At 60.7% G+C, this 26,880-nt stretch carries 22 protein-coding genes and 1 pseudogene; 9 read left to right on the top strand and 14 right to left on the bottom strand.

Annotated features, from left to right (window positions below; all coding sequences use genetic code 11):
* Positions 1-29: 29 nt before the first annotated feature.
* The 4 genes from L1069_RS17450 to L1069_RS17435 are packed head-to-tail and all read right to left on the bottom strand — an operon-like array spanning position 30 to position 4,011.
* Positions 30-1,514 (bottom strand): phospholipase D-like domain-containing protein, encoded by a 1,485-nt coding sequence (locus L1069_RS17450; protein WP_237456542.1) that lies wholly within the window; start codon positions 1,512-1,514, stop codon positions 30-32.
* The gene (locus tag L1069_RS17445; RefSeq protein ID WP_237456541.1) at positions 1,492-3,264 is read right to left on the bottom strand and encodes a sensor histidine kinase; all 1,773 of its coding nucleotides are present in this window, start codon (positions 3,262-3,264) and stop codon (positions 1,492-1,494) included. The genes L1069_RS17450 and L1069_RS17445 overlap by 23 nt, the downstream gene beginning before the upstream one ends.
* Positions 3,261-3,818, bottom strand: a complete 558-nt coding sequence (locus tag L1069_RS17440; protein ID WP_129369382.1) for an RNA polymerase sigma factor — start codon at positions 3,816-3,818, stop codon at positions 3,261-3,263. Before L1069_RS17440 ends, L1069_RS17445 begins: the two co-directional genes overlap by 4 nt.
* Entirely contained in the window at positions 3,811-4,011 is a 201-nt protein-coding gene (locus L1069_RS17435) for a NepR family anti-sigma factor (protein ID WP_129369383.1), read from the bottom strand. The genes L1069_RS17440 and L1069_RS17435 overlap by 8 nt, the downstream gene beginning before the upstream one ends.
* A 92-nt stretch (positions 4,012-4,103) precedes the next feature.
* Here L1069_RS17435 and L1069_RS17430 point away from each other — a divergent pair, with 92 nt between their 5' ends.
* Together L1069_RS17430 and L1069_RS17425 are read left to right on the top strand one after the other, a co-directional pair.
* Complete coding sequence (locus L1069_RS17430; protein ID WP_237456540.1) at positions 4,104-4,919, top strand: response regulator; 816 nt, start codon at positions 4,104-4,106, stop codon at positions 4,917-4,919.
* Between the two features lie 64 nt (positions 4,920-4,983).
* A pseudogene (locus L1069_RS17425) lies at positions 4,984-5,085 on the top strand (ATPase); the annotation flags it as partial.
* On the opposite strand, the gene L1069_RS17420 reads toward L1069_RS17425, so the two are convergent.
* From L1069_RS17420 to L1069_RS17410, 3 genes are all read right to left on the bottom strand, one after another.
* Entirely contained in the window at positions 5,084-5,755 is a 672-nt protein-coding gene (locus L1069_RS17420; protein ID WP_237456539.1) for a DsbA family protein, read from the bottom strand. The pseudogene L1069_RS17425 and the gene L1069_RS17420 overlap by 2 nt on opposite strands.
* Positions 5,756-5,819: 64 nt before the next feature.
* Positions 5,820-6,632, bottom strand: coding sequence for a hypothetical protein (locus L1069_RS17415; RefSeq protein WP_237456538.1), 813 nt, complete (start codon positions 6,630-6,632; stop codon positions 5,820-5,822).
* A gap of 62 nt (positions 6,633-6,694) precedes the next feature.
* On the bottom strand, positions 6,695-7,660 hold the full coding sequence (locus L1069_RS17410) for a glutathione S-transferase family protein (RefSeq protein ID WP_237456537.1): 966 nt from the start codon (positions 7,658-7,660) through the stop codon (positions 6,695-6,697).
* A gap of 121 nt (positions 7,661-7,781) precedes the next feature.
* On the opposite strand from L1069_RS17410, the gene L1069_RS17405 reads away from it, so the two are divergent.
* Complete coding sequence (locus L1069_RS17405; RefSeq protein ID WP_237456536.1) at positions 7,782-8,690, top strand: LysR family transcriptional regulator; 909 nt, start codon at positions 7,782-7,784, stop codon at positions 8,688-8,690.
* 214 nt (positions 8,691-8,904) lie between these two features.
* On the opposite strand, the gene L1069_RS17400 is transcribed toward L1069_RS17405, so the two are convergent.
* The 4 genes from L1069_RS17400 to L1069_RS17385 form a co-directional block, all read right to left on the bottom strand.
* Positions 8,905-9,939, bottom strand: a complete 1,035-nt coding sequence (locus L1069_RS17400) for a GlxA family transcriptional regulator (protein WP_237456535.1) — start codon at positions 9,937-9,939, stop codon at positions 8,905-8,907.
* Between the two features lie 4 nt (positions 9,940-9,943).
* Positions 9,944-11,908: an ABC transporter permease subunit gene (locus L1069_RS17395; protein WP_237456534.1), complete on the bottom strand. Its 1,965-nt coding sequence runs from the start codon at positions 11,906-11,908 to the stop codon at positions 9,944-9,946.
* Entirely contained in the window at positions 11,905-12,936 is a 1,032-nt protein-coding gene (locus L1069_RS17390) for a glycine betaine/L-proline ABC transporter ATP-binding protein (protein WP_129369390.1), read from the bottom strand. The genes L1069_RS17395 and L1069_RS17390 overlap by 4 nt, the downstream gene beginning before the upstream one ends.
* 69 nt (positions 12,937-13,005) lie before the next feature.
* The gene (locus L1069_RS17385) at positions 13,006-13,953 is read right to left on the bottom strand and encodes an ABC transporter substrate-binding protein (RefSeq protein WP_129369391.1); all 948 of its coding nucleotides are present in this window, start codon (positions 13,951-13,953) and stop codon (positions 13,006-13,008) included.
* A gap of 186 nt (positions 13,954-14,139) precedes the next feature.
* Here L1069_RS17385 and L1069_RS17380 point away from each other — a divergent pair, with 186 nt between their 5' ends.
* On the top strand, positions 14,140-14,832 hold the full coding sequence (locus L1069_RS17380; RefSeq protein ID WP_129369392.1) for a response regulator: 693 nt from the start codon (positions 14,140-14,142) through the stop codon (positions 14,830-14,832).
* On the opposite strand, the gene torS is transcribed toward L1069_RS17380, so the two are convergent.
* Entirely contained in the window at positions 14,813-17,740 is a 2,928-nt protein-coding gene (gene torS, locus L1069_RS17375; RefSeq protein WP_237456533.1) for a TMAO reductase system sensor histidine kinase/response regulator TorS, read from the bottom strand. The two genes, L1069_RS17380 and torS, sit on opposite strands and share 20 nt — an antisense overlap.
* A 92-nt stretch (positions 17,741-17,832) precedes the next feature.
* Here torS and torT point away from each other — a divergent pair, with 92 nt between their 5' ends.
* The 5 genes from torT to L1069_RS17350 all read left to right on the top strand — a co-directional run bounded on the left by torT (position 17,833) and on the right by L1069_RS17350 (position 23,911).
* Positions 17,833-18,885, top strand: a complete 1,053-nt coding sequence (gene torT / locus L1069_RS17370) for a TMAO reductase system periplasmic protein TorT (protein WP_237456532.1) — start codon at positions 17,833-17,835, stop codon at positions 18,883-18,885.
* A 142-nt stretch (positions 18,886-19,027) separates the two neighbouring features.
* The gene (locus L1069_RS17365) at positions 19,028-20,233 is read left to right on the top strand and encodes a YcaO-like family protein (protein WP_237456531.1); all 1,206 of its coding nucleotides are present in this window, start codon (positions 19,028-19,030) and stop codon (positions 20,231-20,233) included.
* Positions 20,230-21,594, top strand: a complete 1,365-nt coding sequence (locus tag L1069_RS17360; protein ID WP_237456530.1) for a TfuA-like protein — start codon at positions 20,230-20,232, stop codon at positions 21,592-21,594. Before L1069_RS17365 ends, L1069_RS17360 begins: the two co-directional genes overlap by 4 nt.
* A 24-nt stretch (positions 21,595-21,618) precedes the next feature.
* Positions 21,619-22,917, top strand: a complete 1,299-nt coding sequence (locus L1069_RS17355; RefSeq protein WP_237456529.1) for a hypothetical protein — start codon at positions 21,619-21,621, stop codon at positions 22,915-22,917.
* Between the two features lie 148 nt (positions 22,918-23,065).
* Complete coding sequence (locus tag L1069_RS17350; RefSeq protein ID WP_129369397.1) at positions 23,066-23,911, top strand: hypothetical protein; 846 nt, start codon at positions 23,066-23,068, stop codon at positions 23,909-23,911.
* A gap of 74 nt (positions 23,912-23,985) precedes the next feature.
* Here the strand turns inward: L1069_RS17350 and L1069_RS17345 are convergent, their stop codons facing one another.
* Together L1069_RS17345 and L1069_RS17340 are read right to left on the bottom strand one after the other, a co-directional pair.
* Positions 23,986-25,758 (bottom strand): adenylate/guanylate cyclase domain-containing protein, encoded by a 1,773-nt coding sequence (locus L1069_RS17345; RefSeq protein WP_129369398.1) that lies wholly within the window; start codon positions 25,756-25,758, stop codon positions 23,986-23,988.
* Positions 25,759-25,829: 71 nt separating this feature from the next.
* Positions 25,830-26,480 (bottom strand): GNAT family protein, encoded by a 651-nt coding sequence (locus L1069_RS17340; RefSeq protein WP_237456528.1) that lies wholly within the window; start codon positions 26,478-26,480, stop codon positions 25,830-25,832.
* Positions 26,481-26,880: the final 400 nt, after the last annotated feature.

Below are 26,880 nucleotides of genomic sequence, written 5' to 3'. Positions count from 1 at the left end.
AAGCGCCAGGCAACGGGACTGGTGGCTGTTCAGACGATGTCTTCAGTTGCCCCCGGCAAATGTTGCCGCAGTTCCGACATCCTATCGGGGTCATGCGGAACCAATAGTCCGCGGCGCGCCTCGGGACGGCGCACCTTGTTGCGGCGGATTTCGTTCTGCCACCAAGCGGCTGCACGGGCCGGATCCAATGCTTCAGCCGGCAATTCTTCTTGCCACCAGTGCAGCGTCAGCGCATGCCACAGCGTCCTGATCCTGTCTTGCTGCGTGATCCGCAGAGCTGCCTCAGTATCCCATCGCATTGAGCGCCCGTTCAGATTGGCTGAACCCACCATGGCGAAATCCTGGTCAGTGAGCAGAACCTTGCTGTGCAGATAAATCATCGGAGATCCCGCCAGCACCGAAGGCGCTTCGCGGGCTGCCATGCGCCGCTGCACCGGGCTGGCAATACAGGCGCGCGCACCAAAGGCGGCGCTTATCTCCTGCAGCGCTTCGGCCTGCAGCGCCATGCCATAGCGCGCATCCAATCCGCGGTTTTCATCAAAGGCGACCTCCTCGGGCAGCGCGGGAAGGATCAGGATCAGCGACAGGTCCGGGTTGCGGCGTGCGGCATCGGCCAGCCCGCGCGCAATTACGCTGGAGCGCAGGTATTGGGTTTCCAGATAAATCAGCTGCCGGGCTCGTTCGAAGGCCTCCAGGTGGTCCTCCTCAATCTCCTTCAGGACCGTCCTCGGTGATAAGGCCCAGAAACCGGCGCGGCGCGGTGCAGACAGCGTGCGGCGGATATGCTTGCCATCGGGCGGTTGCTTGCGCAGGGCGATTTCGTCCTGAAAGCGCTCCAGATGGCTTGCGGCTTCTGCGGCTTCGGGGCCGCGCAGCATCAGCTGCACATCGGCCCATGTTTCATGCGCCGGCTGGTCATGCTCCTGCGTGTCATAACGGCGCCGGTTCAGATCCAGCCCGCCGATATACAGAACCTCACGGTCGATCACCGCGACTTTCTGGTGTTGCGAAACCGGGTAAAGCTGCGGCACTGCCTGACGGCTGGCCGCGTTAGGCCGCAAACGTCTAGGCAGTTTGCGCAGTTTGCGCATCACGAACGGAGAAAAGGCAAGCCGCGGCAAGAGACCCGCCCGCGCCGGATGCAGAACGGCCGAGACCGATAGCCGCGCAGCCTGATCCGGTGCAAGCCGGGCCGCGATCTCTTGCGCCTGTTTCAACGTGTCTTGTGCGGCGGCATGCAGCGGCGCGGCCATGACAGGATCAAAGTCGCTTACAATCAGCCGGACCCGAACCCCGCGCTGTAATGCGTCAACAATCAGATCGGCCCAGGTTTCCCCGGTATACAGCGCTTCGGGGCTCAGCAGGCGGTTGGCGAAATCGAACAGGCGGAAGCTGGCGGTGATTTCGCTCCGGGCATCCAGGACTGCGCGCTCAAACGCGGGCCAGGCCTGCTCCGCGGTGATCAGAACTTCAAAATCACCGCGGCGGAGTTCAGGCGGCGGGTTCTGCTTCATCTTGCTCCTGTTCCGGCATCGGCGCTGCTGGTGGTACGGCTCCTGCAACGGCGGGAAAGCCCAGCCGGTACGTAAAACTGTGCTCTGTTTCATGCGTGGCGGCTTCGCCGTCAAGCTGAGTGGCAAACGCTGCCATCAGCCGTGTTCCGATGCCAGTTCCGCCGATTTCCTCCGCCGGATCCAGCAGAGGTTGCCCTTTGGTGTTGGTCAATTCCAGCTCCAGCCAATTCTTGGCTGTTTCGCGCAAACTGACACTGATTTCCGGCCGTCCCCCGTCGGGCACGCCAATGTATTTGACCGCATTGGTCATCGCCTCCGATACAAGCATTGACAAGGTTACCCCCTGATCCTGGCTGAGCGGCATCTGTGCAAGGTTCGTTTCGATCGCAATGTCCTGTCCGGTTCCTGCATTCATGGTGCCGATCTCCGCGATCAGCTCATTGATCAGCTCCCGGCTGTCCACGGTGGAAATGTCGGGGTTGGTGTTCAGGCTGCGATGGATCGTCGCCAGGCCGCGCACCCGCCGCTGCAGCTGTGCCAGCATCCTCCGGGCTTCGGGGGTCTGCGCGTTCCGGCCCTGCATATTCATTATGGAGGCCACAAGCTGGAGGTTGTTTTTCACCCGGTGATGCACCTCGCGCAGCAGCATGGTCTTTTCCTCAAGGTCAAGCTCGCGCCGCCGCTCTGCTTCGCTGAGGATTGCCACCATGCGGTTAAAAGACAGCCGGGCTTCCTCAAACTCGCGCGGAGGGCTGTTGAGTTTCAGGCTTGGGTCATCCCGCTCTCCCAGCGCATACAGCCGCATTGCCCTGCGCAACGCGCTGAGATGGCGGATCACCATTTGCTGAAGACCGAGGACAGCAACCGAAATCCCGGCAAGCCACATCAGGACCGGGAAAGCGAGCGTCATCCAGGAGGTTGGGCTGGCGCTTACGGTCATGGCATTTTCCACCGGCCAGCTGCCGACTACGGAAACTTGCCCGGGGAGAATTTCACTCACTGCGAAGAAACGTTCCTGGCCAGAGCGCGCGTCTTCAAAAAACGTGTCGCCGGTGCGCTGCAGCAGTTCCCGGCGCGGTACTGAAACCGGCAGGGCCTGTGCGGCTTGCTGCTCTGGAATGCTTGCGGACAGGATCTCCCCCTGCGCGTCCAGAGTGACAAAACGGATACCCTGCTCGGCCCATTTGGTGCCGGACAGTGATTTGGTCAGCTGATGCGGAACCGCGATGGAGACGTAGCCCAGCAGGATGCCGTCGCGCTGCACCGGGCTGGTTGCCACCAGCTGGGGACCGCTTCCGCCCAGTATCTCCTGGCCCACGGCAAACGAGAGGCGAGCAGCCTGCCGGGCTTTGAGAAACGGCCACTTCTCGGAGACATCCCCGATGCTGCCGTCCGAGGTGCATTCCATCGAGCCGCCGGGCGTGATGAAGGCGGCAAATGTGAACGGGTTCTGGCCCTGGGTGAACGATTTCATCAGGTTTGCACAGCGGTCATCACTGCCGAACACTGGCAGGATGGCTGCGGCCAGGCCTTCTGTCGCGCCGCCGGCCCGCTGTAAAAGTTCACGCTCCTTGGCGGCGGCCTGCTGTGTGTGTGCCAGCAATGATGCATGGGACAGCCTGTTGGCTTCTGCCACCACGGCGTTGGTCTGGTACAGAGCGATCAGGCCCAGCGGCAACAGCGCAAATGTCATCAGCGCGGCCAGGCGTACCAGCAGGCTGCCGCCCTGCAGCCGCGGGACTTTGATCATGCGGCGCTTTGCTGGGCGACGATCCCAGCCGTGACCGTATCAGTCAGTTCCATTTTGCTTTCTTCATCCAGTTCCATCAGCTCTGCCAGGCGGGCACGGGCACGGTTTACACGGCTTTTGACAGTTCCGGTCTTCACGCCGCACATTTCTGCTGCTTCGTCATAGGAAAAACCGCCTGCGCCAACCAGCACCAAAGCTTCGCGCTGCTCGTCGTTCAATTGCGCAAAGGCGGCGTTGAAATCGCGCATGTGAAGCCGCCCGTCGTGATCGGGCTTTTGCGCCAGGGCGCCGGACAACGCGCCATCTGTATCCTCCACCTCGCGCTTGCGCTTGCGGCGCAGCGAATAATAGGTGTTGCGCAGAATGGTGAACAACCAGGCCCGCATGTTGGTACCGGTTTTGAACTTGTCGATATTGGTCCAGGCTTTGACCAGCGTGTCCTGCACCAGATCATCGGCTGTGGCCCCATTGCGGGCAAGGCTAAGGGCAAAAGCGCGCAGGGCGCCCAGGTGGTTGACCAGGTCCTCTCTCGGGTCATGCGCGGAGTCAGTCATCGGAGCGGTTCTCCTCCGGCTGGTCCGGGGCGCGGGGTGCGTGCGCCTCCTTCTCCTTTAGCTGTTTCAGCAGATCGGTAAACCGGTCCGGCACCGGTTCACTCGCGATCTCATCGAAGGCCCGCTTGAGGTTTTCGTCTATTTCGCGGTCGGCCTGTTCATTGCGCGGCCGGGCGCGTCGTGGCTGTGTCATGCAATCCATCGGTTTTTTGCGCAGTTTCTGGAACCAAACGCGTTGAGGCGCGTATAGTTCCATATGTATTGCAAAAAAAGGGACGACGCAAAATGACTGCTCACTCGGGAGAATTGATCGCCAGCCAGATTGGCGCAAACCTGCCCTACCTGCGCCGCTATGCCCGGGCGCTGACCGGCAGCCAGAGCAGCGGCGACAAATATGCGCTGGCTTCGCTTGAAGCCATTCTGGCTGGCGAAAGTGATTACGACAGCGAACTTTCACCCAAAGTTGCGCTGTTCCGCGTCTTTCATGCGATCTGGTCCTCTTCCGGCGCGCCCGCCGGGGAAGAAGAAGGCGATACAAGCCTGGCGGCGAAGGCGCAGAGACACATGCGGCGGCTTACGCCGAACACCCGTGAAGCGCTGCTGCTGCACACGATCGAGGAGTTCAGTGCAGCCGATACCGGCATCGTCATGGGCGTGAGCGATGACGAAGCTTCAGAACTGATTGCGATCGCTTACGAAGAAATGTCGCGCGCCACTTCCGGCCGGATCATGATCATTGAGGACGAAGCGATCATCTCAATGGACCTTGAGGCCATCGTGACCGGAATGGGCCACAGTGTGACAGGCATTGCCCGAACCGAAGCCCGTGCTTTGGATCTGGCGTCCGCGGCCCCGGCCGATTTGATCCTGTCGGACATTCAGCTGGCGGATAATTCCAGCGGCATCGACGCGGTCAACGGCATCCTGGCCAAGCATGGCGACCGCCCGGTGATTTTCATCACGGCCTACCCCGAACGCCTGCTGACCGGCGAAGGGCCGGAGCCGGCCTTCCTGATCTCAAAACCCTACACCGAGGATCAGGTGCGTTCGGCAGTGAGCCAGGCGATGTTTTTTTCCTCGACCGAAACGCTGAAAGCCTGATCAGGTCCGGGGATGTGAAGCGCATGGCCCGGTCCGGATTGCGGACCGGGTAAGATGCGGGGCCAGCCGCTTTTACGAGCGCACCTCAATTGCAGGCACAACCAACCTCGCCGCCGGTGAATGGCCCAGCGTCTTAGCCTATGCCAAGATGCCGGGGGCACTGCTCACCGCAGATTTTTGCCGGCTGGGGCTTGAGCCGCCACATCGGTCACAGCCAAAGCCAGCTCTGCGCGCATCTGGGCGAGCGAGCCATGGCGCAGCTGCCATTTGCCGCCGGAAACCGCCAGTGTCGGCACCGCGCTGATCCGCCAGGAAGCAGCCAGCTGCCGGTCCTGAGAAACCAATTGCGTAACTTCAGCACTGTGCATGTCCTTGCGCAGCCGTCCGGCATCCAGCCCGCAGGACCGGGCCGCATCCAGCAGCACGCCTTCGTCCGCTATATTGCGGTTCTCCGTCAGATGCGCGGCCTGCACCGCATCGAAATAGTCCCAGTGCCCGGCGTCCCCGGTCTGCAGTTCAGCGGCCTTGCAGGCTTTGGCGCTCAGCAGGCCGGTGGGATAGGGGAAGCGCTGGCGGCGCATCCCCTCCACGTTGATGCGGTTGCCTTTGTCATGTTCGGCGCATCGCTCCCAATGGCCCAGAATGGCGGATTTAGCTTTGTCGGCTGAGCCGAAGGCTGCGGCCAGTTTGGCGGGCGAGTCCTGCAGGACAAAGGTGCGATGGCGCACCCGGATTGGAAATTCGGCGGCCAGCTTACGCAGCTTAGGGGACATCACAAAGCACCAGCCGCAAACGGTGTCGTGGAAGAAGTCGATGGTCAGAACGGGGGATTTCATCATTTCACCTCGATGAGAAGGAAAAGGGCTGCCGGCAGGTCAGGCGCCGGCAGCCGCAGATGCGTCAGTTGCCGCTCAGCGGGGTATCCAGAAGCACCGGCTTGTCCCCGGAGAAGTCGATCCAGGCATTGGTGCCGTTCAGGCGGGAACCGGCCGCATTGTCCGCATCAAAATGGATCTCGAACTGCTCGGGCCCGTGCGCATAAGCGACAACCAGACCATACTCGGGATTCAGGAAACCGCCGTGCGGGCGGATGCCGGGATAGCTGATGCGCCACGCCTCGCCCTCCGGGCCGACGTGACCAAGGGTCAGCTTGCCGATGACATCGCCGGGCAGCTCAAAGAACCAGACCCAGGGGCCGCCGGAGACAATTGTCATCACCTCATCAATGCCAGTGCCGTCCTCGGCGTGGTTGATGTGCAGCGGGCCGAATTTCTTGTGGACCCAGACCCGGGTCCCCGCGTCCATCTTGTTCATGTCATAGACCTTTGGGTAGGGCGCAACACCCGGTTCCGAAGTGGTGAGGGAGCCGCCGTTTTCGACCGTTGGCTGCCGCCCTGCGGCGGTGATTTCCGCCAGCAGATCTTCGCGGCTGAGTGCAAAGGCAGAGATCAGTTGCGCCTCCTCCTCGGCGGTGATGGCGCGGCTGCGGGAGGCCTCAAGGACCGGCAGCGCCTGATTCGGGATCGCAGCGGTGCTTACGCGGACACCGACGCTGTTCAGGACCGCATTCACGTCCTCCACGCCAAGCGAGGCCGGGCGGCCATCGGTGTATTCCAGTTTCAGCAGGCCGGCAGTGTCCTCAGCGCCGGCAAGCCCTTGGGCGGGGAGCCACAGCACGGCTGCGGCTGCGGCAAGTTTCGAAAGCAGTTTCATAGTGGAGTTCTCCAGTTCAGTGCCCGGGGCAGTATCCCCGGTCGGGTTGCGGGGTGATGGGCTCAGGCGGGGTAGGCTGTGCCATCCCGTCCGTGCGGCTGGCTCAGATCCTGTTCCGGGCCGGCAGAGATAATCCTGTGCGGGTTGATGTGCCGGTGGCTCAGGAAATAGTGCTGGCGGATGGCCTCCATATCGATCGTGGCGGCCACGCCTGGGACCTGGAAGAGGTCGCGCAGGTAGGGGCCGAGGTTGCGGTAATCGGCGATCCGCTTGCGGTCGGTCTTGAAATGCGTCGCATAAACCGGGTCGAACCGGACAAGGGTGGTGAACAGGCGCCAGTCCGCTTCGGTGATCCGCTCCCCGGTCAGATAGCGGCGGGTGCCGAGCAGGGCGTCCAGTTCATCCAGCTTGCCGAACAGGGCGGTGATCGCCTCGTCATAAGCCGCCTGGGTGGTGGCAAAGCCTGCGCGGTAGACGCCATTGTTGACCGGGTCATAGATTTCGGCGCTGATCCGGTCGATGTCCTGCTGCAAGTCCGGCGGATAGAAATCCGGTGCGGTGCCCGTCAGCCCGGCAAAGGCTGAATTCAGCATCCTCATGATATCGCCGGAATCGTTGCTGACGATACGGCCGGTGCTCTTGTCAAACAGAACCGGCACCGTGACCGGGCCGGTGTGGCCGGGATCCGCCCGCTGATAGACCTGATAGAGGTACTCATCTCTTGGGACCCCGACGGTGGGGTCAAAGGCGGCGGTGTCGATCTGCCACCCGTCAGGGCCTGCCAGCGGCACCATCTGGGTGACGGTGATGATCTCCTCCAGCCCCTTCAGCGCGCGCAGGATCGTGGTGCGGTGGCTCCAGGGGCAGGCCATGGAGACATACAGGTGGTAGCGGCCCGCTTCGGCCGGGAAGTCCGCATCCGCCCGCGGCTCGATCCATCCACGGAAGCCGCTGCTCATGCGGCGGAACACACCGTCTCCCGGTTTCGGCTTTTCGGTGAGCACACCGTCGATCAGCATCTTTGCCATGGCTCGTCTCCTTGATGACCCGGCAAAGGTAATCGGTTTCCAGCTGCGCGATAATCCGGGTAAGATGAAACCTAATGTTGAGAAAAACTCACCGGTCCGGAGAGAGAGGAAAATGGAAGGAATGGGAGACATCCCGGTGGTCGTGGCGGTTGCCGAAACGCAGGGGTTTGCCGCGGCGGCACGGCGGCTGGGGGTGACCAAGTCCGCGGTCAGCAAACGGATCACCCAGATCGAAAAGAGGTTGGGCGCGCAACTGTTTCACCGCTCCACCCGCAATGTCAGCCTGACCGAGGCAGGAGAGCATTTCTATGCCCATGCGGTCCGGGCGCAGGAGGCGGCACAGGAGGCCGAGGACAGCGTGCTGGCGCTGCAGGAGGCACCCAAGGGGCGTCTAAGGGTGAATGTGCCGATGGCTTTCGGGCGCTTGCACGTGGCGCCGCTGATCTCTGGCTTTCTGGCGCGCTATCCTGGCGTCTCGGTGGACATGGTGATGGATGACCGGCTGGCGGACCTGTTTGCGGACGGGTTCGACCTGGCGCTGCGCGGCGGCACGCTGGCAGATTCCGCGCTGGTGGCACGCAAGATTGCGCCATTGCACAATGCCCTGGTTGCCACCCCGGCGTATCTGGAGCGCCATGGTGTGCCGGAAACGGTCAGCGATCTGCGCAGCCATAATTGCCTCCAGTATTCCTACAGCCGGGATTTTCAGGAATGGGTCTTTAACTGCGGCGGCGAATTGGAGACCTTCCGGCCCGGCGGAAGCTACAGCGTCAACAACGGCGAAGCGCTGCGGGAGGCGATCCTAGGCGGCACTGGCATCGGCCGGCTGCCGACCTTCACTGCCGGCCCGGACCTGGCGGCGGGGCGGCTGGTGCGGGTGCTGCCGCACTGCCTGCTGCCGTCGCAGACGCTATATGCAATCTATCCGGAACGCCGCTACCTGCCTGCAAAAGTGCGGGTTTTCATTGATTTCATCCTGGAACATCTTGGCGGTGATGCCCCGCCCTGGGACCGGGAAGCCTGTGTGTGAAATCAGCTACCGTGCTGCCCGCCGAGATCCTTTTACTAGCGGCATAGGCATCAATGAGGCCAATTCGCTGTTTCATTCAATGCTGTGAACTCTGGCAGCGGAAACCATAGGGCTACGACGCCTGTGCTTTTGCCCAGTAGGGCAAGCAGCGCGCGCCCTTACACGGCGCTTTCAGTATTGGTCCGGCGGCAGCTGGATGAATGGCCAAGCCTGCTTAGAGGCCGCCCGGTGGCGCTGTTTGAACTTGGCGGCGGCCGGGCGGCTGCAAAGCGTGTTTGCGGTCTTGAACCGGTGTGACTCCATAGAACTTCCGGTAATGCAGTGTCAGGGTCGAGGAGCTGGCATAGCCAACAGCATGGGCTATGCGGGACACGGTATCCCATGAATGAAGCACCATCTGCCGGGCGGCCTTAAGGCGCTGGCGGCGGTAGTATTCGCCGGGGCTGAGGCCGGTGGCGGCGCGGAAACTGCGCTCCAGCTGGCGCGGCGAGATGCCGGCCATGCGGGCCACGTCGCGGATGCACACCGGTGTTTCGTAATTCTCCGAGAAAATCGCCATAGCCTCTTTTACTGCGGGCGGCATCTGGTCGACGGTGCGGTCGCTTTGCAGCACCGGGACCTTCTGACGGGCGCTGCCGTTGCGGATGACGGGATGCTGGAACAGGCAGGCGATTTCATTTTTGGCGTCTGCACCGAGAGCATTGCCGATCAGCTCCAGTGACAGGTCGAACATGGCGGTCGCACCAGAGATCGTATGAATATTGCCGTCCCGCACAATCAGCCGGTCAACAGCCGGGCAATCGGGAAAGGCGGCCTCAAAGGCGCTGCGGTAACACCAGTGAACAGCGCAGCGCCGTCCGGACAAAACCCCGCTGCGCGCCAGCGGAAAAACACCACCGGACACTGCGCCCAAGGTCACACCATGCCGCGATAAGTAGCGCAGCCGCCCATGCCCTGAGACAGGATCTTCGAATTCACCTTCCGGGCCGGACAGCAGGAACAGGCAGTCCAGCCCTTTGATCCCGGCGAGGCTGGCATCTGCTGGAAAAAGGACCCCGGCTGAAGCCGCTGCGTCCGCGCCGGTTTCCGTCACCAAGGACCAGGAAAACACCTGGTGCCCAGCAATTTCATTGGCGGCGCGCAGCGGCTCCATTGCCGAGGTCAGGCAGGCCATGGGAAAGCCTGGAAACAGCAGAAAGCCTATGCGGGTGGATGGGGCGGGGCCAAAGTCGTTGGAATGGATAGTCATGATGTCACTCCAGCCCCAGCGCATCTTTCTTGGTCTTCGCCCAGGTAGTGACCAGGTGGTCGACCATCAGCCCCATGAAAGCGACGGCAAGACCAAGCACCAGCCCTTTGCCCACATCGGTGGAAGACAGCGCACGCTGCATCTCCTGGCCCAGATCCTGGGTGCCGATGAAGGCGGCGATGATCACCATGAACAGCGAGAACATCACCGACTGGTTCACCCCGACCATGATGGTAGGCAGCGCCATCGGCAGGCGGACTTTCCACAGGGTTTGCATGCGTGTGGCACCGGCCATATCAGCGGCTTCGATCAGGGTTTCGGGCACCTGGCGCAACCCTTCAATGGTGTAGCGCACCAGCGGCACGGCTGCGAACAGGACCACGGCGCCGATCACCGCCACATCGTTCACCCCGAACAGCATGACCACCGGGATCAGGTAGATGAAGCTGGGGAAGGTTTGCAATGTGTCGCAGATGAGCAGGGCAAGGGCGGCACGTTTCTCGTGAAACGATCCCCAGATGCCCAGCGGAAAACCCAGCACAGTCGCAATCGAGACCGCGACGACGACAGTATAAACAGTGATCATCGCACGGTCCCACCAGCCGGACATGGCGATGAGGCCGAAGAAAGCAACGCATACCAAAGCTGACCGCAGCCCGCCGATGGCCCAGCCTGCGGCGGCCAGCAGCGCCAGCACTGCGGCATAGGGCATCCATAGGAAGGCATCGCGGATCGGGATCAGCACCCAGGTGATCAGGAACCAGCGCAGCCATTGGGTGACCGGATCTATCAGCACGATGAACCAGTCCGCGACGGCATCAATCGGCTTGGAGATGGTGAAGGCGTCGCGGCGGCCGATCTGGTCCATTACTGGAATGAACTGTGCCAGCAGGATGCAGGCCAGCGACAGGCCCGCAGCGATCAGCAGGAACTTGTTGCGGACCGCAAAGGAGATGCCTTTTTCAAAATGCTCAGGCTGCTTGGTCGCCCAGGCCTTGGTGCAACGGTCCAGCATGACAGCCAGCAGCACGATGGTGATGCCGATCTCGACCGAGCGGCCGATCTTCAACGCCTGCAGCAGTTGCAGCAGCTTCTGGCCCAGCCCCGGCATGCCGATGAAGCTGGCCAGAACCACCATCGCAAGACACTGCATGATGACCTGGTTCACACCGACCAGGATCTCGGTCCGGGCGGTGGGGATGCGGACGTGGCGCAGCAGCTGCCAGCGGGTTGAGCCGCACATGTGTCCGCTTTCAATCACCTCATGCGGGACCTTGCGCAAACCCAGCAAGGACATGCGGATCATCGGCGGTACGGAAAAGATGATGGTGACGATGGCACCCGCCTTGGGGCCGACGCCGATGAAGACCACGACCGGAATCATATAGGCGAAATGCGGCAGGCTTTGCGCGATGTTGAGGATTGGATTCAGGATCCGTTCAAAGCTCTTCGAGCGCCAGGCGAGGACGCCCATGACCAGCCCGAACAAGATCGAGAACGGGGCCGCGACAACGATAACCGAAAGGGTTTCCATCGCCCATTTCCACTGTCCCATGACGGCGATCCAGACAAAGGTGCCGCCGGTCAGCAGCGACAGCCGCCAGCCTTGTAACGCATAGCCGATAACAAAGCCGATGCTGGCAATCACGGTCCACGGAATGGGGCCGACGCGGGGCCAGCGGTTCTTGCCGTAAAGCAAGTTGGCGGTCACATCGAGCAGCCATTCAACCCCATCAGCAAAGGCGCGGGTCAGGTGGATAAGTCCAAGATCATCGCGCAGGAAGTTAAAGATCGCGTTGATCCAGTCGGCAAAAGGCAGCACCAGCCATTCAGGCGGCCGTACCAGCCCTGCCGGCAGCACGGCATTGCCCGCCGCCAGAACGAAGGCCAGCGCAAACAGCGCCCAGCCGGTTCTGGCGCGTGTCCATGTCTGAGGTCTTCCAGAAAGAACCATCGTCTGATCTGTCATGACGGCTCTCCCAGAAGCACGTCCAGCGCTTCCTGGCGGTTCATCGCACCGATCAGGCTGCCTGCGGTGTTGGCAACCGGCAGAAAGTCGCGGTTGTCATTGACCAGCAGGCGCGCCAGTTCGGCGATGGTCTGTTTTTCTCCGATCGGCGTGCCGGTCAGGCTGTGCCCATTCACCTCGCGTGCCAAAACACCGGCGTGCACCACGCGGGATTTCTCAATTTCTTCGGTGAATTTCGCAACATACTGGGTGGCCGGGTTCAGCACGATCTGATCGGGGGTGTCGCACTGTTCAACCACGCCGTCCTTCATGATGGCAATCCGGTCGGCAAGGCGCAGGGCCTCGTCAAAGTCGTGCGTGATAAAGACGATGGTCTTGCCCAGCATTTCCTGCAAACGCAGGAATTCGTCCTGCATCTCGCGGCGGATCAGCGGATCGAGGGCTGAAAACGGCTCGTCCAGGAACCAGATATCAGGTTCAATTGCCAGGCTTCGGGCGATGCCGACACGTTGCTGCTGGCCGCCGGATAGTTCGCGCGGGAAGTAATCCTCGCGCCCTGACAGGCCTACCAGTTCGATCACCTCCAGCGCACGGGCGCGGCGTGCGTGGCGATCCTGGCCGCGCATTTCCAGCGGGAATGCCACGTTGTCCAGCACGGTACGGTGCGGCAAAAGACCGAAGCTTTGGAACACCATGCCCATCTTGTTGCGGCGCAGGCCGATCAGCTCTTTCTCGGACATCTCGCCGATGTTCTGACCGTCAACCTGAACCTCGCCGCCGGTGATATCAATCAGTCGGGACAGGCAGCGTACAAAGGTGGACTTGCCGGAACCTGACAGCCCCATGATCACCAGCATTTCCCCCTTGGCGATATCCAGAGAGACGTCGCGCACAGCTGCGATGTAGCCAGCCTGGCGGATCTCATCAAAGCCGGGGTTGCCGGTCAGCGACTTCAGATACTGTTCCGGTTGGGCGCCAAACAGCTTCCAGACGTTTTTGCAGGAAATGACGGGGGTGGCGGCGGTCATGGCTTTTCTTTCATTGGCATTGAAACCGGGGCAGCGCGCTGCCCCGGAATAAGGGTTCGGAAGGGGGAATCAGGAACCGGTCCAGGGCTTCCAGAGGCCCTCATTCGCGGCCAGCCATTCAGCTGCGGCGTCCTCGGGCTCCATCTCGTCAATGTCGACCAGCTTGGCCATTTCTGCGATTTGCGGGTTGGTAAAGCTGATTTCGGTCAGCGTTTCATAGGCCGCCGGCCATTTCTCTTTCATGCCGTCCCAAGCGGCTTTCTTCAGGTAGCCGTTGGCCGGATTGCCGCAGTCATAGGTGGCGTCCGGGTTCGGGCCGACGGACGGGTCCTTGTCGCAGCCTTCGACCCAGGTGGGGAATTCGACGAATTCACCTGGCCAGACAGCTTCGGCAAAGTTCGGCGTCCAGTTGAAGATCACCACCGGCTTTTTGGTCCTTTCCGCGGCGGCAACTTCGGCCCAAAGCGCCGAGGCAGACCCTGCGTTCACAACTGTGAAGTTCATGCCGAGGGCCTCAACACGCTCGGCGTCGTGCTTGAGCCAGTCAACAGGACCGCCTAGGAAACGGCCCTTGTCGCCAGTTTCAGGTGTGGCAAAAGCTGCAGCGCAGTCGTTCAGCGCTTCCCAGCTTGGCAAGCCAGGGCAGGCGTCTTTGGTCCAGGCCGGATACCACCAGTCTTCGCGTGTCACGGCATTGTGGTCGCCTGCGTCATGCAGGCCGCCTTTGGACAGCGCCTCGTTGAAGGACTTGCCAAAAGCGCCTTCCCAGACTTCCAGTTCCAGGGTCACATCGCCAAGGCGGACGGATTCATAGACTGCCTGGCTGTCGGTCGACACATATTCGACACTGTTGCCCATCGATTCAAAGATTTGTCCGACAACGTGGCTCATCACGATCTGGCTCGACCAGTTGTGGATCGGAATAATTATAGGGTCCGAGGAATCCTCGGCCATCGCCATCGGGGCCGTCATCATCATGGCCGCAGCGCTGGCCATTAGGTATTGCCGGTATCTCATGTGTGTCTCCCTGTTGTCGCAGCCCTGGTCCTGATGGCCTGAGCCTTTCCGCGTTTTGAAAGCCGGGCTTTCGAGACAAGAAGTTAGGCAGCAGTTGTGAACAGGTCAGCCCGGCGGGATGAACAGGCTGGTCAGGTATGTTAAAATTTGTTAACCGGTAGGAATATTTTCGGGGGTTTCAAAATCATGGCGCATATTTTGATCATTGAGGACGAGCCCGTCACCCGGGCCACTCTCGCCAGTTATCTGGATGCCCAAGGGTACAGTGTTTCGCAGGCTGAAACTGCCGAAGACGCGGAAAGTATACTGGAAGAACAGGACGTTGATCTTTTGTTGGTCGACATCAACCTGCCCGGAAAAGACGGGCTGCAAATTACCCGGGAACAGCGTGCCAAGTCTGAGTTGGGGATTATCCTGGTGACCGGCCGGGATGATGAGATTGACCGGATTGTCGGATTGGAGCTTGGCGCGGATGATTATGTCTGCAAGCCCTTCAACCGGCGCGAATTGCTGGCTAGGCTGAAAAACCTGCTGCGGCGGACGCAGGATGTACGGCGACTGTCGCGCCGGATCTACAAATTCGGGCGGTTCCAGTTCGACGTCGCGGCGCGGCATCTGCAAACGGTCGAGGGTGACAGCATTTCCCTGACCCGGGCTGAATTCGAAGTGCTGGAGATGCTGATCAGCCGGGCAGGCGAGGTGGCCTCGCGCGATGCGCTGATGAGCCGGGTCACCCACCGGCAATACGGTGCAAACCCCCGTACCGTGGATGTGCTGATCCGGCGTTTGCGCGGCAAGCTGGAGGAGGACCCCGCCAATCCGCGGGTGATCACAACCGTGCATGGCGAGGGCTATGTGTTCACGGCGCCTTTGAACTGACAGTTTCGCACTCGCGCAGCACTGCGGCCAGCGCTTCCAGGATGTGCGGGACCAAGGCTGCCAGCTTGTCCAGCTGGTCTTGGGCTGCGTTCAGTTCCCCATTTTCCGAGTGTGCTTCCAACGCTGCCAGCAGCGCCGCGAGATCCTGCTGGCCAAAGGTGCTGGCAGCCCCTTTGGCGCGGTGCGCTTGTTTTGCCAGTGATCCCAAATCTTGCATTTCCAAAGCCGCAGTCATCTGTGCAAGGCTTCGCGGAAGCTCCTGTTTGAATATTCTTGCGATGTCCAGAGCTTGCAATTTGCCAAGGTCCCGTATGTTTTCCTGCATCTGTTTCTGAAGGCCGGCGCGGCGGTCGGGCTGTTCCAGAACTGCCTGGCGGGCCGATAAATAGATCGCGCCCTCGCGCCCTTGCATGACGCTGTCCAATGCCTTGGCCAGCCGTTCGGGGGAGACAGGTTTGGCGACAAAGCCGTTCATGCCGGCCTGCAGGTGAGTCTCGATCTGGTCCTTTTGCACATGCGCCGAAATGCCGATGACCGGCAGTTCGGCAATCCGCCGGTCGGGCAGGGCGCGCAGGCGGCGGGTGGCCTCGGTGCCGCTGATGCCCGGCAGGTTCACATCCATCAGCACCAGATCAAAACCGGAGCCGGGCAGCAATTCCAGCGCGCTTTCGGCACTGCCGGTGCATTGGCAATTGTGCCCCATACGCTCCAAGTACCCTCGCGCGACCATCTGATTGATTTCGTTGTCCTCGACCACCAGCACAGACAGGGGGTGTTCGGCTTTTGTTGCCGGTGCGGGCGGGTCTTCAAGCACAAGATCAGCGGGGTTGCCCGGTTCCAATTCCAGGGACAGTGTAAAAACGGACCCCACGCCGGAGGTGCTTTCCAGCGACAACCTGGCACCGATGGTTTCGGCGAAATGCCTGCTGATTGCCAGCCCCAGCCCGGTGCCGCCGAATTTGCGGGCGGTATCTGTGTCCTCTTGCTCGAAGGCCTCAAAGATTCTGGACTTTGCTTCCGCCGATATGCCCTTGCCGGTGTCACTGACTTCAAAGGTCACCCGGTGGCGTCCGCTGGCAGTATCGTTGACCCGGATCCGCAGAATGACCTCGCCGTCGTCAGTAAACTTCAGGGCGTTGGAAAGCAGGTTGAACAGAATTTGACGGAGCTTGGCGGCATCGCCCTGCACGGCCTCTGGCAGGTTTCCGGGGGCATCAAGCCACAGGTGGACGCCCTTGCTGTCAGCGCCGGGCCGCAGCAACACGACGATGTCGGTTACCAGTTCCCGCAGGGAAAATGTGCTTATCTCCGGCTTTAGGGCGCCGCTTTCGATTTTCGAGTAGTCCAGAATGTCATTCAGAATCTTCAGCAGATTTTGGCCGGAGACCAGCGCTGCCCGCAGCCGCTCCATCTGCGTAGGCGGCAGGCCATCGTCCGACAGGCTGCGCAGCATGCCAAGCACGCCATTCATAGGCGTGCGGATTTCATGGCTCATCATGGCGAGGAACTCGGATTTGGCTTGGTCAGCGGTTTCCGCTTTCCGGCGGGCCTCGTCATGGGCTTCGACTTCTTCCTGCAGGCGCTCGGTCTGTTCATTGACCAGGACCTGCAGATTGTTGCGGTGTTCCCTAAGTTCCTGTTCATTGCGGTCCCGGACACTTTCCAGTTCCAATTTGTCGATGGCTTGCTGGCGGAAAACTTCCACCGCGGCCTCCATCCGGGCGATTTCGTCATGCCCTCGCGGTCTTACCCGGTGGTCCAGCTGGCCGCGCATCAGGGCCGCCATTGTGCCCGACAGCTGATTAAGGCGCCGGGTGATGCTGCCGCGCACATAAAACCACAGGACTGCAAGCGACAGCACAAACCCTGCAATCGCAGCAAAGCCGTTGCGCAATTGGGCCCGCTGGACGTCGAGAGCGGCAGCATTGCCGGACCGGATCACCCGTGCCTGGGCCTGGTCCGCAACGGCTGCGGCCTCGTCGCCAAGCCGCAATGCGGTAGCTTGCAGGCCCTGCTGGAGCGCGGTTATGCGGGTTTCGGTGGCCAGAATCCTGTCGCGCAGCACAAACAGCCCGATGTCCTGCTCCGAGACGGTACGCAATTGCGCGGCATAGCCTTCGGCCTGCTGCCGCCGCCCTGGGTCGCGGATCGCCTTGATACGGCGGGACACGACGAGCAGCCGGCTGGTCAGCGTTGCCTCGATCTCACCCAGTTCAGTTTCATCGCCGGCGTCTTCGATCCGGTTGATCAGCAGCCCGATTTCAGCGGTTTGCGAGCGCAGCTCGAACATCAGGCCCAGTTGGAACAGGTCAACCTCGATCAGCTTGTCCAGCGTATCGGTACGGGCCTGCTCCTCAATCGGGGAGGAGCCGGGACCGTAAAGGCTTGAGATAACTGCAGTAGTGCCCATCTCGGCGTTTGCCACCAAAGTGTCGGCCATGCTGAGCAAATTGTTCGCAGCGGATAGGTTTTGCCCGGCCAACTGGTTGAATTCGCTGTGCAGAGCGATGCGGGTTTCGACCAGGGCGTTCAGCAGCGGCAGCACGCGGGACGCTTCCGTCACCGTGTCACGCAGCCGGGCGGATCCTGTGCCGCCGGCTGTCTCCAGCGCTTCAAGCCGCCGGGTCAGTGCTTGGACTTGGGCGGACAGGAATTTTGCCCGGTTTTCCCGCTCGGACTGGGTGTCAACTGCGGCCAGCTCAGGGGCGATGGCAATGATGCGGGTGCTTTCTTCGGCCATGCCGCGGACTTCGGCTATGGCAGGTATGGTCTGGCTGATCACCTCTGCCTGACGGCGTGCAAGCACCCGCAGTTCAACCAGGCCAAGGATGCCCGCAAGGGTGGGCAGTCCTGCAATGACGACGAATGCGAGGCTTAATTTTCCGCCAAGACCAAGCTTTTTCAACATCCCTGGACTGTCGCGCGCATTTGCCTGTAGTGCAAATTTGAATTTCCCTTTTGCGTTCTGCTGCCTATCCTCAGTGTCTGGAAGGGATTTTCATGCGCGCATTCTGGTTTTTGTTCTTCTCTGGGCTTTGCACTGCAGCCGCCGCGGACAGCTGGCGCCTGCAGGTTCCGCGAACCCCGTTCGATTACGAAAGCGGATACGAGGCCGCAGATTATCAGCCGTTGGAGCGGGCCGCGCAGATGTGGCGGCTGTGCATCGCGTATCCGCATTTGAAGGACGCCTATTGGCTGAGCGTCAACTACGGAATGGTGGCTGAGGCTGAACGGCTGGGGGTGTCCTTTAAACTGGTTGAGGCCGGCGGGTATCCGAATTTGCAGCGGCAGATCCGCCAGGCCGAAGACTGTGTGGAGACGGGGGCAGATGCGCTGATCCTGGGGACGGTCTCTTTTGCGGGCCTGACCGGAACGGTGGAGCGGATTTCGGCAAAAGTTCCGGTGATAGCCGCAGTGAATGACATCGCCGATGCGGGGATCACTGCCAAGGTCGGTGTGTCCTGGACGGAAATGGGCGCTGTGGCCGGGCGTATCATCGCGGCGCGGCACCCCAAAGGCGCACCGCCAGTGAAAGTGGCCTGGTTTCCCGGTCCGGAGAATGCGGGCTGGGTGAAATTTGTTGAGCAAGGGTTCCGCGCGGCACTGGCGGAAAGCTCGGCGGTGGTCGCGGTGACGAAATACGGAGACACCGGTCGGGAGATTCAGGTCCGCCTTGTCGAAGAGGCGCTGGATGAGGCGCAGGACTTGGACTACATCGCCGGGTCTGCGCCTGCTGCCGAGGCCGCGGTGTCGGTCCTGCGTGCCCGTGGTTTGCAGGGGAAGATTCTGGTTGTGTCTGACTACATGACCCACGCCGTCTACCGGGGTGTTCTGCGTGACCGGATCATTGCGGCACCCACGGATTTCCCTGTTCTGCAAGGGCGGCTGGCGGTGGAAATGGCGGTGCGGGCTATAGAGGGAAAGCTGATCGTCAAACATACCGGGCCGGAAATCCAGGTCTTTGATCAGAACTCGCAGCGCGGGGACATGCTGGAGCAATCCCTGGCGCCGGCAAGTTTTGTACCGGTGTTTGATTTTCATCCGCAGCGGTGACGGTGTTGCAGCAGGCTAGTCCGGCAGGCGGCAGTTTTGTTGACCGGCGGCGTGTGATCCAGCATCCTTATCTGAATATTGCGGGATACCAATAGGCGGCCAGCAGATGTTCTGTGGCAGTCATGACAGTGAGGCCTGCCCCATGCCAAAGGCGCAGCAGAAGGGATATGTTCTGGACACCCACCGGCTGTGCGATCCGGCGCAGACGCTGGCTGCAGTCCGGCCGCATCTTGCCGGTATGGGCATCACCCGCATTGCCAATCTGACCGGGCTGGACCGGATCGGCCTGCCAACCGTTATGGTGACGCGGCCTAATTCCCGTTCAGTCGCGGTGGCGCTGGGCAAGGGGCTGACGCTGGAAGCGGCACAGGCCTCGGGCGTGATGGAAGCGATTGAGACCTGGCACGCGGAACGGATCGCGCTGCCTCTGCGGGCGGCCAGCTATCACGACTTGCGGCAAGACGCATTGGTGATGGATGTTGATCGTCTGCCCCGCGTGACCGGAGGCCGCTTTGATCCGCACCAGCCGATGTTGTGGATTGAAGGAACGGACCTGATAACTGAAAAGGCGCATTGGCTGCCCTATGAAATGGTGGATACCGATTACACCGCGCGGCCCTGCGGCGGGCAGGGGGCGTTTCCGCGCACTACCAACGGTCTTGCGTCCGGCAACAGTCTGGCAGAAGCCACCTGCCACGCGATTTGCGAATTGATTGAAAGGGATGCGATCACCCTGTGGCATCATGCACCGCCGGGCCCGCGTATCAATCCCGAAACTATAGACGACCCGCGCTGCCGTGCGGCGCTGGAACGGTTTGCTGCAGCAGGAGTGGACGCCGGCATCTGGAGTATCGCGACAGACACCGGGGTGGCGGCGTTTCATTGCATGATTTGCGAAGTCGGCAGCCGGCCCGGCCATATCGGCATTGGCAGCGGCTGCCACCCGGACCGGGCCATTGCCCTGCTAAGGGCGCTGACCGAGGCGGCTCAGACTCGGCTGACCTATATCTCCGGTGCGCGCGACGATCTGGATCCGGATGAGTTTACCCCCAAGGCGTCGGCAGAACGCGCGCAGTATGTCCGGGCTTTGTTGGCTCGATCCGAACCGGTGGACCGGCTGCAAGATTGCCCGTCCTACTCAGCGCCGTCCTTCGAAAGTGACCTGGCCTGGCTCCTGAACCGGCTGGGGGATGCAGGAATAGAGCAAGTTCTGACGGTCGACTTGTCGCGTCCGGGTCTGGGAATTTCTGTGGTGCGTGCGGTGATCCCGGGCTTGGAGGCGCCGCATGACGATCCGGATTTCATAGCAGGCCCGAGGGCCCTGAGAACAGCGGAGGCGCAGGTTTGACGGCGGTTGTTTTTGCAGGCCCGACAATCAGCGCTGAGGAGGTCTTGAGCCTGCTGAATGCCACTGTTCTGCCGCCGGCTGGTCAAGGCGACATTTACCGGGCCGCCCGTCAAGGTGCATCTGTCATCGGATTGATCGACGGGTACTTTGAAGGCGTGCCCTCGGTCTGGCACAAGGAAATCCTGTGGGCGCTGGAGCAGGGGATCGCGGTGTTCGGCAGCGCCAGCATGGGCGCGCTGCGGGCGGCTGAGCTGTCTGCGTTCGGGATGGTGGGCATCGGAGACATCTATGAAGCCTATGCTGCGGGTGAGATTTGCGACGATGACGAAGTCGCTGTCCTGCACAGCCCGGCAGAATTGGACTTTGCACCGCTAAGCGAACCGATGGTCTCGATCCGGGCAACCGTGGCGCGCGCGGTCGCTGACGCGGCGCTGGAAGCGGATCAGGCTGCGGAGCTGCTCAGAACGGCCAAGCAACTGTTTTACCACGACAGGACCTGGGAACAGATCCTTGCGGGACTTGCGGACGCATCCTGGCTTGGCAAATTTTCGGCCTGGCTTGAAACCGGGCGGGTGGACGCCAAGCGCGAGGACGCGCAGATGATGCTGATCCGTATGGCGCCCTTTCAGGAGACGGAGGGCAAGGCCGTTTCCATTCCGCCTGAAAAGGTTGAACGCTCGCTCGCCTGGCAGGGTTTGGTGCAGCGGATTGAAGCCGAGCCGTACAGCCTGCCGGACGCGGACTTGCAGGTGCTGGATGAGTTGCGCCTGGAGCCTTGGCGCTTTGGTGAATTCCGGATCCGCGCTGCAGCGCGCTGTTTCGCGCTGGAGAATGCAAGGCGGAAGGGGCTGCGCCCGGACCGCCAAGAGATATTAGAGCAATTGAACAGACACCGGGAAACGCTCCAGCTTTTCCGCAGTCGCGACCTGCAACAGTGGCTGGCAGAAAACGGGCTGACTGCTGACGGGTATGAAGCGCTGCTTGGAGAAACAGCGCTGGCTGGCACTGCTGTGAACACCTTGGGCAAGCAGTTGGATCTGCACTTGCTGGCAGAGCTCCGGCAGGCAGGCGCCTATGCACAATTGAAATCCCGGGCGATTTCCAAGTCGCAGCGGCTGGCTGAGCAGGACCAGCGGGGCAGCGATCAGCCTGAACAGGACCGGTTGCGCTGGGCCGTCTGGTATTTCGAAACGCGCCTGCAGCGGGAAATCCCTGAAGATCTGGGTGAATATGCTGCGGGTATCGGCCTGAGAGACCTGGATGAATTCTATGCGCTGATCCGGCGTGAATTCATGTATCATCAAAAGGGCAAAACACAGTCTGCACCGCAAAGCAGAGACCAGGCAGGGCATATACGGTGAAACCTCCGCAAAATTGGAGGGCACATGGACGACATGTTTGAGATGGCTGATGAAGCGCCGGGAACCCGGTTTCTCCTGTTTCCGCAATCTCCGTTCCGGACTGCGGATCCGGAACCGGAACTGGTCGAGATTTCCGCGCCGCCCGGTTCTATCGGGCCGGGGCCGTCGGGACCGCGGATGTATGCGGTCAACCCTTTGGGCAAAACCATTCCGTTTGGGGCCATAGTCCCTGGACCGTCGGGGCCCGGCATGTATCTGCCGCCTTGGCATGGAGAGGTGCAGGAACCGCCGGCACCGGATGAAGATGGCCACTTTACGCATGTTCTGCCTTCGGATCCCGGTTTTGAGGCGGTGCATTTGTTTGCCGCCGCCCATTTCACGCTGGATGTGTGGGAGGCGTATTTCGGGCACCCGATCCCTTGGCATTTTGCGCGGGATTATGACCGGCTGGAACTGTCGCTGCTGCCAAGCCTGGACAACGCGCATATCGGCTGGGGATTTCTGGAAACCGGCGGCACCTGGGAGCATGGCGGCGAATACCGCGCCTACAGCCTGAATTTTGATGTGGTCGCCCACGAAATCGGCCATGCCATCATCTACAGTGTTGCGGGCATGCCGGTCTCGGACGATGTGCCGGGCGAGTATTTTGGCTTTCACGAATCTGCAGCTGATATGGTGGCGCTGATAGCCTCGCTTCACTTCGGGTCGGTTGTCGAGGAGCTGTTGGAGAACACCAAGGGCAATCTTTACACGTTCAATCAGTTGAACCGCTTCGCCGAGCTTGCCGGGAATGCGCAAATCCGGATGGCGGCAAATACCCGGTCGCTGCAGGAGTTTGTTTCCGGCTGGAGCAGTGAACACGCGCTGTCCGAACCGTTGACGGGGGCGATGTTCGATATCCTCGTCGATATCTTTCATGAGCGGCTGCTGGTGCATGGTCTGATCACACCTGAAATGGAGGATCTGTCTGATCAGTTGGAGGAAACCCCCTATTACAGCGATGTCATGCAGGCGCTGTTTGACGCGCGCTATGCTCTTGATCCCGAAGGGTTCCGGGTCTCGCTGTTGGAAGCCCGTGACTTTCTGGGCGCCTATCTGGCGGCGGCGTGGAGCATGCTGGATGCCGAAAACCTGACCTATGCGGCGGTGGAGAAGGCGTTGCTGATTGTTGACCAGGAAACAACCGGAGGCGCCTTCCACTCGATCATAGAAGGCAACTTCCGCATGCGGGGAATTGGCTTTGCCCAGGCTGGACCGCGACTGGCCGAAGCGGATGAGGACAGCCATGCTAATTCCGTGCGGACACGGGTGCCCGGCGGCTGACAGGCTGATTGTCTACAAATTCTATTCTTTTTGTGCTATTTTACCTCTCAGGGGGACATTCAAGGCATCAGAACCTGCAGAAATTCCAGACCTGTCCTTTTTTGAATTGTCATCCTGAGTTGTTTCCATAGCCACAGGAGTGTGTACAGTGGCCGAGTCTTTGCTGAGTTTTTCTGAAGTGTTGTTATTTGGCCGTTTGATCGACGACATGAAAATTGTCCCCAAAATTGCGGGGGCTGTTGTTGGTACAGTTGGTAATTTGCAGAAATTGGAAGGTACCAAAGTAAACGGCGAAACTGTTGCGGCTGGTGACAAAGTCCTGGTTATGGGCCAAAACAACAAGGGGGAGAATGGTCTCTATGAGGTTGGGTCGGGAAGCGAAAATCCTTGGATTCACCAGCGCCAGTTTCCTAAAGGAACCCTACTAGAGATTGCTCACGGTCCCCGCCAAGGTTTATGGCGTCAGGTCGGCGACTATGGCGCTGGGCAGCAGGACTATGAAAAGGCAGGAAAGCGGCGGCAGAAAGGCCAGGGCAGAAACAACCTGCTTGGCGATCAGCTGAGCGATGATGCGAATCTCGCCCGTATCTACGGGTTTTCCTATGAGGGCACCTATTTTGAACTGCCGGAACCGGTGATATTCCTTGTGCATGGTGACGGCGAAAGTGCGACGGGTCAACAATCGCCCGCCGGCCAGGTTCAAGTTTCCCGGGCACCTTTGGACCCTTCGGTGACCGGGGTTGCCTCGGCCGAGTACCAGATCGCAAATGACATCCGGGTTTGGGATTATGACAAGGCCGATTACACGATCCGGATGGACGTGATGACCGGCATGCTGGAACAAGTTCTTTTGGATGTCTTTTTCGGCGACGGCGGACCTTCAGTCAGCGGTGCCAAGGTGAGCGGCGCGAAAGTTAGCGGCGCGAAGGTCAGTGGAGCCAAAGTCAGCGGTGCCAAGGTCAGCGGCGCAAAAGCACGCGGGTCCGGCGACTGAGATTGAGTATCTGGCAGAGGTTTGCTGTGACTTGATAAGAAAGGGTTGGCGTTCCTATCCTGGGCGCCGGCCTTTTAGAAACCTGCTTTCTTCAGGCCTTCAACAAAGTGCTGGGTGTCTTCTTCCAGCCGGTCAGGCTGCACCTTGGTCCAGCGTTCCAGTGAAAAATTCGGATGTGCTTCGCGGTGCCGGGCGGCCATATCCCGGGCCAGTTCCATCTTGCCCATCTGAGCATAGCTGGCGGCCAGCATCCGCTGTCCCTCGGTCGGGTTATTCATTTTGGTGAGCGTTTCAATAACCGCCTCATAGTGTTTGAGGTTATAGTAGGCGCCACCCAGGTGCCAGAGGTATTGATCGGGGAAATAGGGGTTCAGCCGCATCGCCTGTTGCAGGTTTTCGATGGCTGTTTCATTGTCACCGGAATGGGCCAGCGCATCGGCGTAGTCCGACAGAAGGTCGGCATCATTCGGGTTAAGCGCAAGGGCGCGCCGGTAAGCGCCGATCGCTGCATCATGCTCTTTCCGGTAAAGATGTACAAATCCCAACTCACCGAAACCGCGGGCATCGGTCGGGTCCAGCTCAACTGCTTTCTGGGCGTAAGACAGGGCTGTGTCCAATGCGTGTTCGGCGTCTTTGGCCCAGGAATAGCGCCAATCAATGTTCAAGGTGCGTGATAGTGCGGCCGAGGCCCGGGCATAATCCTGATCCCGCGCAAGGGCGCGTTCGTACAGGGTCTGGGCTTCGCGGTTATCCTGCCTGGTGTAGCGGAAGATAAATTGCTGCCCGCGCAGAACAAAGCCATAGGCTGCAAGATCTGCCGGTGCTGCCTGCGCCATCCGTTTGCGCTCCTGGGCTTCGATCAGAACGGCCGTTGCTGCAACGATTGCATCGGTTACCTCGTCCTGGATGGCAAAAATATCGTCAATGTTCCGGTCATAGCGCTCGCCCCAGATCGTCCGCCCCGAATCCGCGTCAATCAGTTCAATGGCGATCCGTACCCTTGCTCCGGCCCGGCGGACGCTGCCGCGTGCGACGTAGCGTACCCCTAACTCACGCGCGGCTTCCTGTGGGGGCATCGAACGGGTCTTGAAGAAAAAGGCAGAATTGCGGGCTATGACAAAGAGATTTTTGAATTTGGACAGGTTCAGGATGATGTCTTCTGTCAGCCCGTCCGCAAACCAGTTGTCGGATTGGTCGCCGCTCAAGCTGGCAAATGGCAGCACAGCGACGGATGGTATGCCAGGGGGCGGGCGGCCTGCGGGCTGAGCCTCCGGAGGGCGCCGGGTGGCAGCCATGGCCGCTCCGGCGACCTCGCTGCGGACACAATAGGAGGGCACCGGGTCCGCAATATTCTTAAGGCGCTGCGGGCCAAGAAATTCAAAACCGAAGCGCAACCGGTTGCGGATCTGTTCATAAACCGACCCGCTGACAAAAACCCGGCCCGGTTCGGCAATTTCCTGCAGCCGGGCGGCAATGTTGACATTGTCGCCGTGAATGCCGCGGTCATCGACCAGGATTTCGCCCATATGCACACCGGCCCGAAACCGAAGCTGCTGGTCTTCTGGCCGTGCACTGTTGTTCTGCTCTGCAATGCGGTGCAGTTCGACACCGAATTTCACCGCGTTCGTCGCTGTTTCAAACAACGCTAGAACCCCGTCGCCGCGAACTGCAACCACTTGACCGTCATGCGCATTGCATGCTGTTTCCAGTTCTTCCAGCAGGGATTTCAGTGCGCTGTACGTGTCGATTTCGTCATTGCCCATAAGCCGGGCATAGCCGACAACATCGGCAAACAGCACTGCTCCAAGCTGGCGCCGGACCGTTGTTTTTTTACTATGGCCGCTCACAAGCTGTCCTCCTCCTGTGAGTGTCGGCAAGAACTGCCGGAGAAGCCGGTTCTGCCCTTTTGGTCTGCCGGTCAGCCTGCTGGCGGATCTGCCGGGCCCGGCGGCCAGGCCCAGCCTGTAATCTCCGCGCCGTTGAAGCTTGCCTTCACACTGGCGTCAAGTTCCTGCGCGAGAACCCTGCGGCTGGCCTCCCATTCCTCCCTGAGGAGGCCTACTGTGATCATGTCGAAGTACCGGCCTTCTGCATACCAGGCTGCTCGCATCCTGCCTTCGGTTGCGAAGCCTGCGCGCGTGGTGAGTTCCTCGCTGCGGGTATTGTCGGCACGGTAATATGATGTAATGCGATTTAGCCCGATCTGACGGAATGCAAAGTCGAGAAGCAGCGCAAGCGACCGGATCCCGATGCCCTGCCGGCGCTTGGACTGCTCAATGAAAAGCGCAATGATGGCGTCCCGGTTGACCATGGAGATGCTTTCCAGCCCGGCAATGCCGCACAGTGCATTGGTATTTGTAACAATTGCAAACCAGCACTTGCTGGTATCCGGCGCAGTACCGGCAGGGGGGATCCAGGCCTGCGCACTGGCAGGCAGGCTGAGGGGGGACCGGGCAGCGCGGTCAAAGCAGGCCAGGTCGGTCACGTTCTGAAACCATCCGGCCATAGTGGCGAGGTCTTCCGCTTCCAGCGGCCTGAGCTGTAACTCTGCGGACTGCCGGTCCGGCATTTTCTGTCCCCTTATTCCGTTTCTAAGTGTTGCCTCCCCTAGCTCAGGGGCGGTGGCGAGATCGTCAGCTTTGGCCTTATACCACATTTAGCCGGGCTGTGGTTGCAGAAGCTGGCAGTGCTCAACCGCCTGTGCACTTTGGCGGGAAAGGCAGGCAAGGTTAGCGTCCGAACCCGTGGTGTAATTTCCGCGCCTTCAACGGTGTGATCCTGGGTTGCCATCGAGGTGTATGGTCGAGGTGGAGTTTCGACGCTTCAACCACGACCCGCACGGAGACCCCGATGACCAAGACCAACATGGGCCTTTCCGAGCTTCTCGCAAAGCAAGATGGCGGTGGCTTTCTGCGTGCCGTCGCGGAGGCAGTTTTACAGCTGATCATGGAGGCCGACGTGGAAGGCCT

Source organism: Leisingera sp. MMG026 (assembly GCF_021654205.1).
Classification (GTDB): domain Bacteria; phylum Pseudomonadota; class Alphaproteobacteria; order Rhodobacterales; family Rhodobacteraceae; genus Leisingera.
The sequence above is the reverse complement of the archived record's forward strand: the minus strand, read 5'-3'. Positions and strand labels throughout refer to the sequence as shown.

Coding starts and splice junctions, on each gene's coding strand:
- L1069_RS17450 (WP_237456542.1), bottom strand. CDS start 1,514: ATGAAGCAGAACCCGCCGCCTGAACTCCGCCGCGGTGATTTTGAAGTT.
- L1069_RS17445 (WP_237456541.1), bottom strand. CDS start 3,264: ATGATCAAAGTCCCGCGGCTGCAGGGCGGCAGCCTGCTGGTACGCCTG.
- L1069_RS17440 (WP_129369382.1), bottom strand. CDS start 3,818: ATGACTGACTCCGCGCATGACCCGAGAGAGGACCTGGTCAACCACCTG.
- L1069_RS17435 (WP_129369383.1), bottom strand. CDS start 4,011: ATGACACAGCCACGACGCGCCCGGCCGCGCAATGAACAGGCCGACCGC.
- L1069_RS17430 (WP_237456540.1), top strand. CDS start 4,104: ATGACTGCTCACTCGGGAGAATTGATCGCCAGCCAGATTGGCGCAAAC.
- L1069_RS17420 (WP_237456539.1), bottom strand. CDS start 5,755: ATGAAATCCCCCGTTCTGACCATCGACTTCTTCCACGACACCGTTTGC.
- L1069_RS17415 (WP_237456538.1), bottom strand. CDS start 6,632: ATGAAACTGCTTTCGAAACTTGCCGCAGCCGCAGCCGTGCTGTGGCTC.
- L1069_RS17410 (WP_237456537.1), bottom strand. CDS start 7,660: ATGGCAAAGATGCTGATCGACGGTGTGCTCACCGAAAAGCCGAAACCG.
- L1069_RS17405 (WP_237456536.1), top strand. CDS start 7,782: ATGGGAGACATCCCGGTGGTCGTGGCGGTTGCCGAAACGCAGGGGTTT.
- L1069_RS17400 (WP_237456535.1), bottom strand. CDS start 9,939: ATGACTATCCATTCCAACGACTTTGGCCCCGCCCCATCCACCCGCATA.
- L1069_RS17395 (WP_237456534.1), bottom strand. CDS start 11,908: ATGACAGATCAGACGATGGTTCTTTCTGGAAGACCTCAGACATGGACA.
- L1069_RS17390 (WP_129369390.1), bottom strand. CDS start 12,936: ATGACCGCCGCCACCCCCGTCATTTCCTGCAAAAACGTCTGGAAGCTG.
- L1069_RS17385 (WP_129369391.1), bottom strand. CDS start 13,953: ATGAGATACCGGCAATACCTAATGGCCAGCGCTGCGGCCATGATGATG.
- L1069_RS17380 (WP_129369392.1), top strand. CDS start 14,140: ATGGCGCATATTTTGATCATTGAGGACGAGCCCGTCACCCGGGCCACT.
- torS (WP_237456533.1), bottom strand. CDS start 17,740: ATGTTGAAAAAGCTTGGTCTTGGCGGAAAATTAAGCCTCGCATTCGTC.
- torT (WP_237456532.1), top strand. CDS start 17,833: ATGCGCGCATTCTGGTTTTTGTTCTTCTCTGGGCTTTGCACTGCAGCC.
- L1069_RS17365 (WP_237456531.1), top strand. CDS start 19,028: ATGCCAAAGGCGCAGCAGAAGGGATATGTTCTGGACACCCACCGGCTG.
- L1069_RS17355 (WP_237456529.1), top strand. CDS start 21,619: ATGGACGACATGTTTGAGATGGCTGATGAAGCGCCGGGAACCCGGTTT.
- L1069_RS17340 (WP_237456528.1), bottom strand. CDS start 26,480: ATGCCGGACCGGCAGTCCGCAGAGTTACAGCTCAGGCCGCTGGAAGCG.